Source organism: Dongia sp., from assembly GCF_041906375.1.
Classification (GTDB): domain Bacteria; phylum Pseudomonadota; class Alphaproteobacteria; order Dongiales; family Dongiaceae; genus Dongia.
In genome coordinates, this window is sequence record NZ_JAYRJJ010000001.1 from 256,823 (window position 1) to 271,874 (window position 15,052).

Genomic DNA, 15,052 nt, shown 5'->3' on the forward strand with positions numbered 1-15,052 from the left:
AGCACCCTCAACCTCACAGAAAGTGGCCGCCACTCAACGGGGTGCCCCAATAAGCCAGGGGCTGAGAGAAGCGATGGCGCGCTTCAACCCGCGGAACCTGATCCGGGTCATGCCGGCGGAGGGATATGAGTCAGCGATTGAAGCCTCGACAGCCCCAATCCCGATTTCTATCGATCTCCGGCGCCCCATGCGGAGGAGACGATATCATGCGGCTGCGCAATCTATTCTGTTCCACCATCCTGGTGTCGATCGCCACTCTCGCCAGTGGGGTGGCCTTTGCCGATGAGAAGCCGGTTCTCACGGTCTATACCTACAATTCCTTTACCAGCGAATGGGGCCCCGGGCCGGCCCTGGAGAAGGCGTTCGAGGCGCAATGCGCCTGCGACGTCGCGTGGGTCGCCCTCGAAGACGGTGCCGCTTTGCTGGCGCGCCTCAAGCTTGAAGGCAGGAACACCAAGGCCGATGTGGTCCTGGGGCTCGACACCAATCTCACGGCCGAGACCAAAGCCACCGGCCTGATCGCACCGCATGGCGCCGATCTTGGCGGGCTGAAGCTGCCGATCGCATGGCATGATTCCGACTTCGTGCCATATGACTGGGGCTATTTCGCCTTCGTCTATGACAGCGAAAAACTGAAAAATCCGCCCCAGAGCCTGGCCGAACTGGTCGACGGCAAGGATGCGCCGAAGATCCTCATCGAAGATCCACGCACCAGCACGCCAGGTCTCGGTCTCGTCATGTGGCTGGGCGAGGTCTATGGCGACAAAGCAGGCGAAGCCTGGGCCGGGCTGAAGCCCAAGATTCTCACCGTAACCAAGGGGTGGAGCGAGGCGTATGGCCTCTTCACGCAAGGCGAAGCGCCGATGGTGCTCTCCTACACGACCTCGCCCGCCTATCACCAGATCGTCGAGAAGACCGACCGTTACAAAGCGCTGGTCTTCCCGGAAGGCAATTACATGCAGGTCGAAGTGGCGGCCCGCATCGAAGGTTCGGCTCATGCCAATCTGGCCAAGGCCTTCCTGCAGTTTCTGATCTCGCCCGAGGCGCAGAAGGTCATCCCGACCACCAACTACATGTATCCGGTGCGGGATATCGGTGCCGATCTGCCGCCGGAATTCGCGGCGTTGCCGTTGCCGCAGAAATCGCTGCTGCTCTCGGCCGAGGACGCGGCGGCGCATCGTGACGACTGGATCAAATCATGGGTCGAGAGCGTCAGCCAATAATGTTGGCTGTCCGGACCGGGGCCATGTCCGCGACCGTCCTCATCGGTTTCGGTCTGGCTTCGGTGCTGGCCGGGTCGGCCATTGCCGTCTTCGTTCTGCTGCTGGCGGCCGGGGGCGGGGATCATACGGCGGTGGCGCTGCCTTATGTCGGCCGGGTCCTCGCGTTCACCTTGTGGCAGGCTTTGCTCTCGACGCTGTTGTCGCTGCTGGCTGCCATCCCGATGGTGCGGGGCCTGGCCCGACAGGGACGTTTTCCGGGACGCCACTGGCTGTTGCGGCTTTGCGCGCTGCCGATGGTGATGCCGACCATTGTCGGCATCTTCGGTGTGGTGGCCGTTTATGGCGGCAGCGGCTATCTCGCGGCTGCGGCGGCGGCGTTCGGTTTGGATTGGCGCCCGCGCCTTTATGGCATGGCGGGCATCCTCATCGCCCATGTCTTTTTCAACCTGCCGCTCGCCATCCGGCTGCTGCTGCCGGCCTATGCCGCCGTGCCCGCGGAGACCTGGCGGCTTGCGGCGCAACTCGGCATGGGCGGGCGCGATGTCTTTCGCCTGATCGAATTGCCGCTGCTGCGCCAGCAATTGCCGGGCATCGGCATCATCATCTTCATGCTGTGCTTCACGACCTTCGCCGTGGCATTGACCTTGGGTGGCGGGCCCAAGGCGACGACACTCGAAGTCGCCATCTACCAGGCGTTGCGCTTCGATTTCGATCTGCGGTTGGGGGCCGTCCTGGCCTTGCTGCAGGTCATCCTTTGCGCCGGCGGCGCCTGGGCTGTGTGGCGCACGGGCCGGCAGATGATGCTGGGGAATGGTTCACGCTTGGTCATTCGCCGCTATGACGGCGACGATGCGGCGGCGCGCGCCCTCGATTATCTGGTCATCCTGTCCGGGGCCAGCTTCATCGGCCTGCCGATCTTCGCCTTGGTGCAAAAGGGCCTTGCCGGCATGGGCGCCGCCGCGGCGCCGGGCAGCCTTTTCCAGGCGGCGTTGGTCAGCCTCGGGCTAGGCATTGCCGGCGGGCTGCTGGCAACGCTCATGGGCTACCTGTTGGCGCAGGCCCGCCAGCGCGTGATCAGTGCTGGTAACCGGCGCGGCGCCATTCTGCTGGGGCTGGTCGGCCGGTTGGGCCTCTTCGTCTCACCGATGGTGATTGGTACGGGGATCTTCCTGGCGGCGACCGGCCGGGTCGATCTCTATCGACTGGCCATTCCCGGAATCATTGTGCTCAACGCCGTGATGGCGTTGCCCTTCGTGCTGGGTGTTCTCGAACCGGCCATCACCATCGCCGCGGAACGGCACGACAAGCTCTGCGCAGCCCTCGGCATTCGCGGCTGGCACCGCTTGCGCGAGATCGACTGGCCGACCCTGCGCCGGCCGATCGGCACGGCGCTGGCTCTTTCCAGCGTCATCGCCATGGGCGATCTTGGCGCCATCGCTCTTTTCGGTAACCAGGATCTGGTCAATCTCACGCTGCTGCTCTATGGCCAGCTCGGCGCCTATCGCCTGGATGGCGCTGCCAGCACGGCACTCATCCTGCTCGGCTTGGCGCTGGCGACCTATGCAATCATCGAACGTCTGGTGGGTGGCCGTGAGCTACATTGATATTTCCGGCCTGCAATTCACCTATGAAGACCTGGTGATGCGCTTCGACGTCGAAGTCGAGCAGGGCGAGGTGATGGCCGTCATCGGCCCGAGCGGGGCGGGGAAGAGCACGCTGCTGGCCCTGATCGGCGGTTTCGAGACGCCGCAGGCGGGCCGCATCCTCATCGACGGCGTCGACATCACGTCGCTTGCCCCCGATGCGCGGCCGGTGACGACGCTGTTCCAGGATCACAATCTTTTTGCGCATCTTTCCGTCGTGCAGAATGTCGGGCTCGGCCTGCATCCGGGCCTGCGCCTCAGCGCGGCGGAGAGAGAGCAGGTGGCCTGGGCCTTGGGCGAAGTCGGCCTCACGGGATTCGAGGACCGCCTGCCGGGACAATTGTCTGGCGGCGAGCGTCAGCGCGTCGCCATCGCGCGCTGCATCCTTAGGAAGCGTCCGGTGCTGATGCTCGACGAAGCCTTCGCGGCCTTGGGCCCGGCTCTGCGGCGCGAGATGCTGCAACTAGTGCTGTCGCTCAAGGTCCAGAACGGCCTCACGGTGCTGATGGTGACGCATGATCCGGCCGACGCGGCCTTCGCGGCCGGCAGTACCAGCTTCATCGCCGCGGGGCAGGTGGTGTTGAGCGGCCCGACGGCGGCGGTGCTGGCCTCGACCAACCCCGCCATCCGCGACTATCTCGGGACTTGATTCGTCAGACGAGCAAGGGCCGGCGCGAGGTGACGAATTCTTCCGTCTGCGCCAGGAAGCGGTCGATATCACCGTCGGTGAGGGCAAGACTCAGCGCCATATAGCCGCGCCGTGCGAAGAAGAGGCCGGCAGCGATGAAGTCGAGATGCATGAGCTTGTGCAGCTTGTCGTGCGTGGCTTCCACTTCGGCGCTCGGATGCAGCGGCCGGTCGACGATTTCCTTGGTGAAGTGCAGCCCGATGAAGGAACCGTAGCCGGTCGAGCTCAACGGCACATCGTGCTTTTCGCCCAATGCATTCAACCCGTCGCGCAGGCGGTCGCCCTTGGCATTGAGCTCCATCGCCGCCGCCGGCGTATAGATGTCCCGCAGGCCCGTCAGGCCGGCCGACATGCTCAGTACATTGTTGTTGAAGGTGCCGGCATGGGGCCAGTAACCCGGCTTTTCCGGGTCGTAATGACCCATGATGTCGGCCCGGCCGCCGAAAGCGCCGAAGGAGGCGCCGCCGCCCAGATATTTGCCGAGTGTCGTCATGTCCGGGGTGACGCCGAGTGCCGCCTGCAGTCCGCCGGAGGAGAGGCGCGAGGTCATCACCTCGTCGAAAATGAGGATGATGTCGAGTTCACTGGCGGCCTGCCGCAGCGCGCCGAGGAAATCCTTGCGCGCCGGCAGGCAGCCGCCGCTTCCGAGCATCGGTTCGACCAGGATGGCGGCCAGTTCGCTGCCGTGGCGGCGGATGAGGTCGAGCGAGCCTTCGACATCGTTATAGGGCGCGATGACCCAATCGAGCGGCAGGTTGATGGGGATGCCGCCATGGCCGAAATAGAGCACGCCACCATGATAGCCGCCGTCGAACACCATGATTTTCTTGCGGCCGGTATGGGCCTGCGCCGTCATCAGCGCAAAGACATTGGCCTCGGTCCCTGAATTGCAGAAGCGCAAGGATTGCAGCGAGGGGAAGCGGCTCTTCAGCAGACCGGCCAGTTCCGCCTCATAGACGTTGGGGCCGCCCAGGACGGTGCCGTCATCGATCGCGCGTCTCAGCGCGGCCTGGATCTTCGGGTTCGAATGGCCATAGAGGCCGGCCGAATATTCGCCGAGGAAATCGGTATAGGTGTGGCCGTCGAGGTCGGTGAGCACGGCACCTTCGCCCTTGGTCCAGGCCAGCGGGAAGGGTGAATAATGAAGCACGGTCCTTGTATTGCCGCCCGGCATGGCGCCGCGTGCCGCTTCGTGGCGGGCAAGGCTGGCCGGATTGGCGGCGACATAACGGCTTTCGGCTTCGGCAAGGGCGGCATCCAGGGAGACGTTCATCGGGACCTCAATTCGGGGTCGGCACGTGACCGTGCGCTTGACAGGGACCCCACTTCGTCGACTAGAGTGGTTAATTAGCTGTATACAGCCATATGTAACGCATTGCTGCGACGCAACATATGCGCCTTGCAAGTCCTTGTAGCGCATTTGTGCAATTTGGGCGAGAGGCGCTAGGGTAGCAATGAGCCAGGTCGGGACAACCGATCGGCGATTCGGCAGGGTTTTGAAAACGATCGGGAGATGAAGATCATGTTGTTCAGGAAGTTTGCGCTGGCGACCAGCGTCGCGGCGCTGTTGGCCTTCTCGGCGAGTGCGGCCTCGGCCGAGACAGTGCTCAATCGCGGCATCGGCGCCACCATCGGCACGCTCGACCCGCATATCAATTTTCTGGCGTGGGAAGGCTGGATTCTCGACGACGCCTATGAAGGCCTCGTTGCCAACGACGCCGGCGGTGCGGTCATTCCGGGTGCCGCGGAGAAGTGGGACATCAGCGATGACGGCCTCACCTACACCTTCCATCTGCGCGACGGCTTGAAATGGTCGAACGGTGACCCGCTGAAGGCGCAGGATTTCGTCGACGGCATCATCCGCACCATCTCGCCCGAGACTGCCTCCGATAAGGCCTATATCTTCACCTCGACCATTCGTGTCGCCGGTGCCCAGGACCTGGTCGACGGCAAGAATAAGGACCCCAAGAGCGTCGGCATTTCGGCGCCGGACGACAAGACGGTCGTCCTCAAGCTGGCAGCGCCGGCGCCGCACACCTTGTTTGTGCTGGGATCCTTCTATGCGCCGCCGCTCCATAAGGCGAGCCTGGAGAAGTTCGGCAAGGATTTCATCAAGCCCGGCAATATCGTGACCAACGGCGCCTATATCCTCACCGAGAATGTGCCGCAGAGCCATGTGACGCTGGAAAAGAACCCCAATTACTGGGACGCCGCCAACGTCAAGATCGACAAGGTCGTCTACCGCGTCACTGAGGATGACAGCACGGCGGTGAAATTGTGGCGTGCCAGCGAGCTCGACACCACGGCCGACATCCCGACCGCGCAGATCGATGCGCTGCAGGGAGAGTTCGCCGACCAGGTCCATATTTCGGCCTCGACCGAGACGAACTATATGAGCTTCAACATCACCAAGCCGCCTTTCGACAATATCAAGCTGCGGCAGGCACTCAGCATGGCGATCGACCGCGAGACTCTGGTCAACAAGGTCGTGAAGGGCGGCTATGTCGTCAATTAGGGCTATGTCGTACCGATCCCCGGCTATGACGCCCCGAAGGTCGCCGAGGCGGGCATGAGCAAGGAAGACCGCATCGCCAAGGCCAAGGCGCTCTATGCCGAAGCCGGTTTCGGTCCCGACAAGCCGGTGTCGCTGACCATCGAATCGAGCACCAACGACGCCTATAAGAAACAGGCGGAAACGGTCGCCGTCATGTGGAAGCAGGTGCTGGGCGTCGATGCCAAGGTCAATGCGCAGGACCGCGACGGCTGGCTCGCCGCCTTCAATGCCGGCGGCTGGGAAGTGTTCAACGACAATCTCATCGGCGATTTCCCCGGACCGGAAACCTATCTCGCCTACATGGATCCGCGTGCCGAGGTCGGCTATCATTGGAAGAGCCCGGCTTTCGAAGCAGCTTTCGACAAGGCGATGCCGCTGACCGACCAGGCGGAACGCTGGAAAGTCCTGGCCGAAGCCGAAAAGGCGCTGCTCGCCGATTATCTGGTGGCGCCCATCGCCTCGAGCCCCAACCGGCACCTCGTCAGCAGCAAGATCCAGGGCTGGGTCGACAATCCGGCCGACGTGCATCCGACTCGCTTCATGTCGCTTGCCCAATAAAGAGGAAGCAGGGCGGCGCGCAACGCGTCGCCCTGTGACCGTCTGAGTCGCCAGCCAAAGCCATGATCGCTTACGCCATTCGCCGCATTCTCGGCGCCATACCCACTTTATTCGCCCTCGCGGTGATCAGCTTCTTCATGATGCGCATCGCACCTGGCGGGCCGTTTTCGGGCAACCGCCGGGTGCCGGACGAAATCCGCGCCAATGTCGAGCGCGCCTTTCACCTCGACGAACCCTTGTGGATGCAGTTCGGCCGCTGGCTCTGGGGTGTGCTGCATTTCGATTTCGGGCCGTCGATGAAGTACCGCGACTATAACGTCTCGGAACTCATCGCCATCGGCCTCCCCACCTCGCTTGAGGTAGGGCTATGGGCCATGATCATCTCCACTCTCATCGGCCTCGCCCTCGGCATCGCCGGTGCGCTTCGCCGCAACGGTTCGGTCGATTACGCCACCGGGGCCATCGCCATGGTTGGGCTTGCCATTCCGGTCTTCGTCATCGGTCCGGTCCTGCAATTGGTGCTGGGGCTGGATCTCCGCTGGTTGCCCATCGCTGGCTGGGATGGGACCTGGACCTTCAAGATTTTGCCCATCATCACGTTGTCGCTGCCGGGCATCGCCTATGTCTCGCGCCTGATGCGTGCCAGCATGATCGAAACCATGCGCAGCAATTATGTGCGCACCGCGCGCGCCAAGGGCATCGGTGCGAGGCGCACGATCATCGCCCATGCCCTCCGCGGCGCCATCCTGCCGGTCGTCGCCTATCTCGGGCCGGCGACCGCCGTCACCATCACCGGCTCGATCGTCATCGAGCAGATCTTCCAGATCCCCGGCATCGGCCGCTATTTCGTCGAAGGGGCGACGGGGCGCGACTATCCCCTGGTCATGGGTGTCACCATGTTCTACGGCGCCATTGTCATCGGCGCCAACATCCTGACCGACCTTGCGCGCAGCTGGCTCGACCCAAAGGTGAGCTATGAGTGAGATCACGCAAGAAGCCGCCGTGCCGGCGCCGGTCAGGGGTCTCTCGCCCTTCCGCGCGTCGCTCTATCGCTTCTCGCGCAATCGTTTGGCCGTCATCAGCTTCGGCATCCTGTTGCTGATCATCCTCGGCTGCTTCGTTGTGCCGCATTTCATGCCCTACACGGCAGAAGATGCGGATTTCGACAATTTGTCGGCGCCGGTCAACCTCTTCTCGATGCATCCATTCGGCACCGATGACCTGGGGCGCGATCTGCTGCTGCGCGTCCTCGGTGGCGGCCAGGTGTCGCTTGCCCTCGGTTTCTTCGGTGCATTTGCATCCGTGCTTATCAGCGTCGTCTATGGGGCGACTGCCGGCTATCTGGGCGGCAAGACGGACGATCTGATGATGCGCTTTGTCGATATCCTCCTGAGCGTCCCGTTCATGTTCCTGGTGATCATGATCAATGTGAGCCTTGGCGATTGGCTCGGCATGAAGAATGTCTCTCTCTTTATCGCGGTCGTCATCACCCTGTGGCTGACCCCGGCCGTGATCGCCCGCGGCCAGGCCGTCAGCCTGCGCAGCCGCGAATTCGTCGAGGCGGCCCGGGCAGGTGGCATGAGCAGCTGGCAGATCATCTCCCAGCATGTGGCGCCCAATTCGGTCAATGTCGTCATCGTCTATTCGAGCCTGCTGGTATTGGAAGCGATCCTCACCGAAAGCTTCCTCTCCTTCCTCGGCATAGGCGTGCAGGCGCCGGCGGCGAGCTGGGGCACGCTGATTTCCGATGGCGCCAAGAATCTGGAAACCGACGCCCGCCTGCTGCTGCTGCCGGGCGGCTTCCTCGCCTTGACGCTCTTCTGTCTCAATTACATCACTGACGGCCTGCGCGATGCATTCGACCCCAATGAACGCTGATCAGCCCCTGCTGGCCGTCGAGTCCTTAAGCGTCCGCTTCAAGCTGCCGCAGGGCTGGGTGACGGCGGTGGACAATGTCGGTTTCGCGATCCGCCCCGGCGAAGTCGTCGGCATCGTCGGCGAATCCGGCTCGGGCAAGAGCCAGATTCTGCTCTCCGTCATGGGCCTGCTGGCCAGCAATGGCAAATCCAGCGGCAGCGTGCGCTTCCGGGGCACGGAGCTTCTCAACCGGCCGGTGGCCGAGCTCGACCATATCCGCGGCTCCGCCATGTCGATGATCTTCCAGGACCCGATGACCTCGCTCAATCCCTATATGCGGGTGAGCCAGCAATTGACCGAGGTGCTGACCGTCCACCAGGGCATGTCGGAAGCCACGGCGCTGAAGACCGCGACCGACATGCTGGAACGGGTGCGCATCCCCGACGCCAAGCGCCGCATCGGTCTCTTTCCCCATGAATTCTCCGGCGGCATGCGCCAGCGCGTGATGATCGCCATGGCTCTGCTGTGTAAGCCGGCGCTGCTGCTGGCCGACGAGCCGACGACGGCGCTCGACGTCACGGTGCAGGCGCAGATCCTGGAGCTGATGGCGGAACTGGGGCGCGACCTTGGCACCGCCATCGCCATCGTCACTCATGACCTCGGTGTCATCGCCCGGCTTTGCGACCGTGTCGTCGTGCTCTATGGCGGCCGCATCATGGAAGAGGGACTGGTCGACGATATCTTTCACGACACGCGCCATCCCTATACCGCGGGCTTGGTGGCAGCGACGCCGCGCCTGGATGCCGCAACGCATGGCGAGCTGCTGACCATTCCCGGGCAGCCGCGCGCCGCCATGGGCGATCTGCCCGGTTGCCCGTTTGCACCGCGCTGCGCCCTGAAGACGGAAATCTGCCATCAGACTCCACCACTCAAATCGGGCCAGGCGGGGCACCGGCTGGCCTGCCATAACCGTCAGGTGCGGGGCGGGGAGGTGCGGGCATGAGCGAGACATTGCTCAAGGTCGATGACCTCAAAGTGCATTTCCCGATGCGGGCGGCGCATCTTTTCGGCGGGCAAGGCGCCCCGGTGCGCGCTGTCGATGGCGTTTCGCTTGAGCTCAAGGCCGGCGAGACATTGGGCATCGTCGGCGAATCCGGCTGCGGCAAGACCACACTGGGCCGCGCCATCCTGCGCCTCATTGAACCGACCGACGGCCGCGTGCTGTGGATGGGACAGGACCTGCTCGGCCTCGACGGGAAAGCGATGCGCGATGCGCGCCGGCACATGCAGATCATATTCCAGGACCCGCTGGCCTCGCTCGATCCCCGCATGTCGGTCGAAACGATCATCGGCAAGCCTTTGCGCATCTTCCATCCCGAACTCGGCCGCCAAGCGGTGCGCGCGCGTGTGCTGGAGACGATGGCGCTGGTCGGTCTGTCGCCGGCGATGGCCAACCGTTTTCCCCATGAATTTTCCGGCGGCCAGTGCCAGCGCATCGGCATTGCCCGCGCCATCATCCTCAAGCCCAAGCTCATCGTCTGCGACGAGCCGGTCTCGGCGCTCGACGTTTCCATCCAGGCACAGATCATCAACCTGTTGATGCAGATCCAGCGCGAACTTGGCCTCTCTTTGCTGTTCATCTCGCACAATCTCGCCGTGGTGCGGCATATCAGCCACCGTGTCATGGTGCTCTATCTCGGCAAGGTGATGGAGATTGCCGATCGCGACGATCTCTACGCCAAGCCCCTGCATCCTTATACCGAAGCGCTGATCTCGGCCGTGCCGATCGCAGATCCGCGCACGGAACGCGGGCGCGAGCGGTTGCTGCTGGAAGGCGATCTGCCATCGCCCATCAACCCGCCGCCCGGCTGTCGCTTCCAGTCGCGCTGCCCCAGGGCAACCGCAATCTGCGGACAGACGGAACCGCAACTGGTGGGCTATGGTCAGGGCCATCTGGCCGCGTGCCATCACATCGACCGGTAAGATTTCATCATGGCCAATTCACCCGATCTCAGCGTCTTCGACGCGTTCCTCGACCGCCTGCTCGATCTGCCGTCGATCTATCAGGCCGGCCTGTCGCCGGACGGAACCCAACTGGCGTGGATCTGGGCCAAGCTGGGACCGACCGCGCAACTATGGCTGCAGCCGGCCGACGGCAGTGCGCCGCCGCGCTGCCTGGTCGATGATGGCCGCGATTGCGACTATTTCACCTGGGGCCGTGACAGCCGATCTCTCATTGTCGGGCAATCCTCCGGCGGCGATGAGCGCATCAGCCTGCTGCAGGTCTTTCTTGATGACAGGCCGGCACGCCGCCTGACACCTGAGGCGCCGGACTACTATATCCATGGCGGCGAATTGCTGGCGGACAACAGGCACATGGTCTATGCCGCCAATGTCGATCCGGATAGCGGCGAGGAGATCGAGCCGGCGATCGTTTACCTGCACGATATTGAGACCGGCACCAGAAAAGTGCTGGCACGCCCGGAGAAGGCCGCCTTCATGTGGCCGCTGCTCTCGCCGGATGACCGGCATGTGCTCTATGAACGCAAGGATCTGGACGCCGCCGGCTGCCAGTTGTGGCTCGCGGCCGTCGACGGCAGCTTCGACCGCGAGATCGTGAATGTCGGCGCGGCGGCCAAGGTCGACGGTGCCTGGTCGCCCGACAGTCGCCATGTCGTGCTGGCGGCGGAAGGGAAGCCGCACCGGCGCATCGGCCTGTGGCAGCTGGGCAGCGGGTCGATCGACTGGCTAGTCGACGATCCCGCGCGCAATGTCGAGGATGCCGTCTGGCTGCGGCGCTGCAGTGAGATCGTGGTGGAGGAGAATCGCGGCGCGCGTTCCTATATGTCGCTGCTGGATCCCGTGACCCGGACGGAGCGGCCCTTCGCGCCGGGCCATGGCACCTACGATCCGATCGGTATCACGCCCGGCGGCACCTGGATCTCCTGGCATTACGATGCGCAGACACCGGCGCGGCTGCTGCGTCTGTCGAAGGACGCGCCCTATGCGGTGCAAGGTCCGCTTGCCGTGCATCCGGCCCGGCCGGGGATTGCCGCTGACGAACTGGTGCCGGCCGAGGATTATCGCTGGCGCTCCGTCGACGGGCTGGAAATCCAGGGCTGGCTGTTCCGGGCCAAGGCGTCGGCGCGCGGCACCATCCTGCTGGTGCATGGCGGTCCCACGCATCATGACGAAGACGCCTTCGACCCCGAAATCCAGTATTACCTTGCCTGCGGTTTCAACGTGCTGACACCCAACTATCGCGGCTCGACCGGTTTCAGCCTCGCTTTCGAGGAATCGATCAAGGCCCAGGGTTGGGGTGGACTTGAGCAGGAGGATATCCGCATGGGCGCTGAGGCGCTCATCCGCGACGGTATTGCTGAAAAGGGCAAAGTCGGGATCACCGGCACTTCCTATGGCGGTTATTCCTCCTGGTGGGCGATCACGCATTTCCCCGTCGAGACGATCGCCGCGGCGGCACCCATCTGCGGCATGACGGATCTGGTGGTCGATTACGAGACGACGCGGCCGGATCTGCGTCCCTATTCCGAGGAGATGATGGGTGGCACGCCGGCCACGGCGTCGCAGCGTTTTCACGATCGCTCGCCTATCCATTTCGTGGGCGACATCAAGGGCAGGCTGCTGATCGTGCAGGGCGACAACGACCCCAACGTGACGCCGCAGAACGTCACCGACGTCATTCATCGATTGAAGGCAGCCCATATCGACTACGAACTGCTGACCTTCGACGACGAAGGCCACGGTATCGGCCGCCCGCAGAACCAACGCATCCTCTATCGCCGTATCGCCGAATTCTTTGCCCGAGCTTTTCAATGACAGTCGCCTTTGCCGATCTTGCCCAAATCTGGTCCCGCTACGGCGTCACCTGGACGCCCCATGTTTCGAAGGATGGCGCCTGGCTCGCCTGGTCATGGAGCGGTCCCACCGAAAGCGCCGAGGTCTGGATTGTCCCGACCGACGGTTCGGTGCCGCCACGCCGTGTGACGGAAGGGCAGGACCATTTCTTCGTCAACGGCATCAGCGATGACGGCAGCCGCCTCATCCTGTCGCAAGGGAAGGGCGGCAACGAACATGACCGGCTCCTTCTGTGCGACCTCAAATCCGGCGCACCGCTGAAGCCGCTGACGCCGGAGCAGACGGACCACTATGTCTTCGGCGGCACCTTTCATCCCGATGGCGGCCATATCCTATATACGGCGGATTTTGACTATGAAGCGGGCAAGGGCACGGAGGGATCCTGGCTCTATGTCCTTGATCTTGAGACCGGCGCAAGGCGGGTGATCGCGCGAGCGCAGTCGATCGTCGATCGTTGCCCCGAGATCAGTCCGGACGGTCGTCGCGTGCTCTATCATCGCGGCGACCTGCATCCGGCCGGCACACAGGTCTGGCTGGCCGATTGGGACGGCGGAGAGTCGCGCGAAATCTACAATGCCGGCACCAAACTGCGCGCCTATGGCCATTGGCTGGATGACGGCCGCGTCCTGCTGCTGGCCGAGACCGAGAGCCATGCGCGCATCGGCATCCTCGACCTTGCCACCAAGGCCCTGGATTGGATCGTCGACGATCCGAAACGGGGCATCGAAAATGTCGTCGTCGGTCATGACGGACGCCATGTCATGCTGGTGGAATTTGTCGAAGGCCGCCTGCAGCCCGCCTTGCTCGATCTCAGCACGCGCCGGGAGACGGTACTCGGCGTGAGCGGCAAAAGCCTGCTGCCGCTGCAGCAGACGCCGGATGGCGCGTGGATCGTCGAGGCCTATGCGTCGACCGGACCACACGAATTCATACGCGTCGACCCGGCCCGAGGGACAGCCATATCACTTGCCGCCTCGGCCACCCCGAACGAGCACCAGGCCTTCACCGCGGCGCAGGACTTCCGCTGGACCTCGTCCGATGGCGCGCCCATCCAGGGCTGGCTCTATGAACCGAAGGGGACGAGCCGCGGCCTCATCGTCTGGGTTCATGGCGGCCCCACTTGGCACAGCGAGGATTGGGCGCATCCGGTGCTCCAGTTCCTGGCGCAGGCGGGCTTCACGGTGCTCGACCCCAATTACCGCGGCTCGACCGGCTTCGGCATTCCGTTCCGCGAGGCGATCAAGCAGGATGGCTGGGGTGGCCGCGAACAGGATGATATCCGCACTGGTATAGAAGCCCTCATTGCCGCCGGCAAGGCGCGGCGCGGCGGCATCGGGGTCGCTGGCGTTTCCTATGGCGGCTATTCCTCCTGGGTTGCAATCACCCGTTTCCATGACCTGGTCGACGCCGCCAGTCCCATCTGCGGCATGTATGAACTCGGCATCGATTACCACAATACCGAGATGCCCCATGGCCGCGCCTATAGCGAGGAGATGATGGGCGGTACGCCGGAGCAGTTTCCGGAACGCTATTTCAACGCCTCGCCACGCAATTTCGCCGGCAATATCAAGGGGCGCCTGCTGATCGTCCACGGGCTCAGCGATACCAACGTCTCGCCGGCCAATACCGAGCTTGCCGTCCAGGATCTCGAGGCAAGCGGCACGCCCTATCGGCTGCTGACCTTCCCGGACGAGGGTCACGGCATCTACAAACAGGGAAATAGGGCGCGGTGGCTGGCCGAAATGGCCGATTTCTTCGCCACGTCTTTTGCGCGCTGACAGCCTGTTCAGACGGCGGTAAAGCAATTGTCGACGAAAAGGTGCGCGCCGTTGACGAAACTGGCCTCGTCGCTGGCCAGGAACAAGGCCGCCTTGGCCACCTCCTCAGGTTCGCACATCCGTCCCTGCTGGGCGGCAAGCGCTGCTTCCGATGCGTCGACACCGAGCTTGGTCAGCGCGTCCACCTCGCGCATGCCGTGCGGGGTGCGGATGAAGCCAGGACAGACGGTATTGCAGCGGATGTTGCGATCACGGAATTCGACCGCTACGGCACGGGCGAACATATGCACGGCACCCTTACTGGTGTCGTAGAGCACTTCCATCGGCGTCGCCGCGACAGCGGATATCGATGACGTGCAGACGATAGCGCCGCCGCCGGCCGCAATCATGCCGGGCAGGACAGCGCGGGTCATCATGAACATCGACTTCATGTTGATGTCCATCAGCCAGTCATAATCTTCATCCGTCGTTTCCAGAAATGGCTTCACCACGATGGTGCCGGCATGGTTGAACAGCACCTGCGGCGCGCCATGCGCCGCCGTGGCTGCTGCGACCGCGGCATCGATGGCGGCGCGCTGCGACACGTCCGTTTCGATGAAGATGGCGCGGCCACCTTCGGCGCGGATCTCGGCGGCGAGCGCTTCGCCGGCCGCCTTCTGCTTGTCGACGATGGCGATGGCCGCACCTTCGGCTGCGAAGAGACGCGATGCCGCGGCCCCGCAGCCGCCGGCCCCGCCCGAAATCAACGCACTTTTCCCAGACAATCTCTTGCCGCTCATCTCGTCATTCCTTGAATTTTAGTCGCACTGAAAAAAGACCCCTGGCTGGACAGGCCGGGCCATCTGGTTGCGGCACAGCCAGTCAGGGTCCGACGC

General features: G+C 63.5%; 11 protein-coding genes, 1 pseudogene and 1 riboswitch. Of the genes and pseudogenes, 10 read left to right on the forward strand and 2 right to left on the reverse strand.

The window, feature by feature from the left end:
* The first annotated feature begins 27 nt into the window (after nt 1-27).
* A riboswitch (TPP riboswitch) is annotated at nt 28-142 on the forward strand.
* A 64-nt stretch (nt 143-206) separates the two neighbouring features.
* From thiB to thiQ, 3 genes are read left to right on the forward strand one after another with little or no spacing between them, the layout of a single operon-like run.
* Nucleotides 207-1,223 (forward strand): thiamine ABC transporter substrate binding subunit, encoded by a 1,017-nt coding sequence (gene thiB, locus ACE3OA_RS01230; protein ID WP_374306952.1) that lies wholly within the window; start codon nt 207-209, stop codon nt 1,221-1,223.
* A gap of 23 nt (nt 1,224-1,246) precedes the next feature.
* Nucleotides 1,247-2,827 (forward strand): thiamine/thiamine pyrophosphate ABC transporter permease, encoded by a 1,581-nt coding sequence (gene thiP / locus ACE3OA_RS01235; RefSeq protein ID WP_374306954.1) that lies wholly within the window; start codon nt 1,247-1,249, stop codon nt 2,825-2,827.
* Nucleotides 2,814-3,515: a thiamine ABC transporter ATP-binding protein gene (gene thiQ, locus ACE3OA_RS01240; protein WP_374306956.1), complete on the forward strand. Its 702-nt coding sequence runs from the start codon at nt 2,814-2,816 to the stop codon at nt 3,513-3,515. The genes thiP and thiQ overlap by 14 nt, the downstream gene beginning before the upstream one ends.
* A 4-nt stretch (nt 3,516-3,519) precedes the next feature.
* Here thiQ and ACE3OA_RS01245 read toward each other — a convergent pair whose 3' ends face one another.
* On the reverse strand, nt 3,520-4,827 hold the full coding sequence (locus tag ACE3OA_RS01245) for an aspartate aminotransferase family protein (RefSeq protein WP_374306958.1): 1,308 nt from the start codon (nt 4,825-4,827) through the stop codon (nt 3,520-3,522).
* 249 nt (nt 4,828-5,076) lie between these two features.
* On the opposite strand from ACE3OA_RS01245, the pseudogene ACE3OA_RS01250 reads away from it, so the two are divergent.
* The 7 genes and pseudogenes from ACE3OA_RS01250 to ACE3OA_RS01280 all read left to right on the forward strand — a co-directional run bounded on the left by ACE3OA_RS01250 (nt 5,077) and on the right by ACE3OA_RS01280 (nt 14,177).
* Nucleotides 5,077-6,666: pseudogene (locus ACE3OA_RS01250) on the forward strand (peptide ABC transporter substrate-binding protein).
* A 62-nt stretch (nt 6,667-6,728) separates the two neighbouring features.
* Nucleotides 6,729-7,649 (forward strand): ABC transporter permease, encoded by a 921-nt coding sequence (locus ACE3OA_RS01255; protein ID WP_374306960.1) that lies wholly within the window; start codon nt 6,729-6,731, stop codon nt 7,647-7,649.
* Complete coding sequence (locus tag ACE3OA_RS01260; protein WP_374306963.1) at nt 7,642-8,544, forward strand: ABC transporter permease; 903 nt, start codon at nt 7,642-7,644, stop codon at nt 8,542-8,544. The genes ACE3OA_RS01255 and ACE3OA_RS01260 overlap by 8 nt, the downstream gene beginning before the upstream one ends.
* Complete coding sequence (locus tag ACE3OA_RS01265) at nt 8,534-9,526, forward strand: ABC transporter ATP-binding protein (protein WP_374306965.1); 993 nt, start codon at nt 8,534-8,536, stop codon at nt 9,524-9,526. The genes ACE3OA_RS01260 and ACE3OA_RS01265 overlap by 11 nt, the downstream gene beginning before the upstream one ends.
* Nucleotides 9,523-10,506, forward strand: a complete 984-nt coding sequence (locus tag ACE3OA_RS01270) for an ABC transporter ATP-binding protein (protein ID WP_374306967.1) — start codon at nt 9,523-9,525, stop codon at nt 10,504-10,506. The genes ACE3OA_RS01265 and ACE3OA_RS01270 overlap by 4 nt, the downstream gene beginning before the upstream one ends.
* 9 nt (nt 10,507-10,515) lie before the next feature.
* Complete coding sequence (locus ACE3OA_RS01275) at nt 10,516-12,360, forward strand: alpha/beta fold hydrolase (protein ID WP_374306969.1); 1,845 nt, start codon at nt 10,516-10,518, stop codon at nt 12,358-12,360.
* Complete coding sequence (locus tag ACE3OA_RS01280) at nt 12,357-14,177, forward strand: prolyl oligopeptidase family serine peptidase (protein ID WP_374306971.1); 1,821 nt, start codon at nt 12,357-12,359, stop codon at nt 14,175-14,177. The genes ACE3OA_RS01275 and ACE3OA_RS01280 overlap by 4 nt, the downstream gene beginning before the upstream one ends.
* An 8-nt stretch (nt 14,178-14,185) precedes the next feature.
* On the opposite strand, the gene ACE3OA_RS01285 is transcribed toward ACE3OA_RS01280, so the two are convergent.
* Nucleotides 14,186-14,956 (reverse strand): SDR family NAD(P)-dependent oxidoreductase, encoded by a 771-nt coding sequence (locus ACE3OA_RS01285; protein ID WP_374306973.1) that lies wholly within the window; start codon nt 14,954-14,956, stop codon nt 14,186-14,188.
* Between the last annotated feature and the right edge of the window lie 96 nt (nt 14,957-15,052).

Bases quoted from the DNA above. Each gene is read 5' to 3' on its own strand.
- ACE3OA_RS01280 (WP_374306971.1), top strand. From the start codon at position 12,357: ATGACAGTCGCCTTTGCCGATCTTGCCCAAATCTGGTCCCGCTACGGC.
- ACE3OA_RS01260 (WP_374306963.1), top strand. From the start codon at position 7,642: ATGAGTGAGATCACGCAAGAAGCCGCCGTGCCGGCGCCGGTCAGGGGT.
- ACE3OA_RS01285 (WP_374306973.1), bottom strand. From the start codon at position 14,956: ATGAGCGGCAAGAGATTGTCTGGGAAAAGTGCGTTGATTTCGGGCGGG.
- ACE3OA_RS01275 (WP_374306969.1), top strand. From the start codon at position 10,516: ATGGCCAATTCACCCGATCTCAGCGTCTTCGACGCGTTCCTCGACCGC.
- thiB (WP_374306952.1), top strand. From the start codon at position 207: ATGCGGCTGCGCAATCTATTCTGTTCCACCATCCTGGTGTCGATCGCC.
- ACE3OA_RS01255 (WP_374306960.1), top strand. From the start codon at position 6,729: ATGATCGCTTACGCCATTCGCCGCATTCTCGGCGCCATACCCACTTTA.
- ACE3OA_RS01245 (WP_374306958.1), bottom strand. From the start codon at position 4,827: ATGAACGTCTCCCTGGATGCCGCCCTTGCCGAAGCCGAAAGCCGTTAT.
- ACE3OA_RS01270 (WP_374306967.1), top strand. From the start codon at position 9,523: ATGAGCGAGACATTGCTCAAGGTCGATGACCTCAAAGTGCATTTCCCG.
- thiP (WP_374306954.1), top strand. From the start codon at position 1,247: ATGTCCGCGACCGTCCTCATCGGTTTCGGTCTGGCTTCGGTGCTGGCC.
- ACE3OA_RS01265 (WP_374306965.1), top strand. From the start codon at position 8,534: ATGAACGCTGATCAGCCCCTGCTGGCCGTCGAGTCCTTAAGCGTCCGC.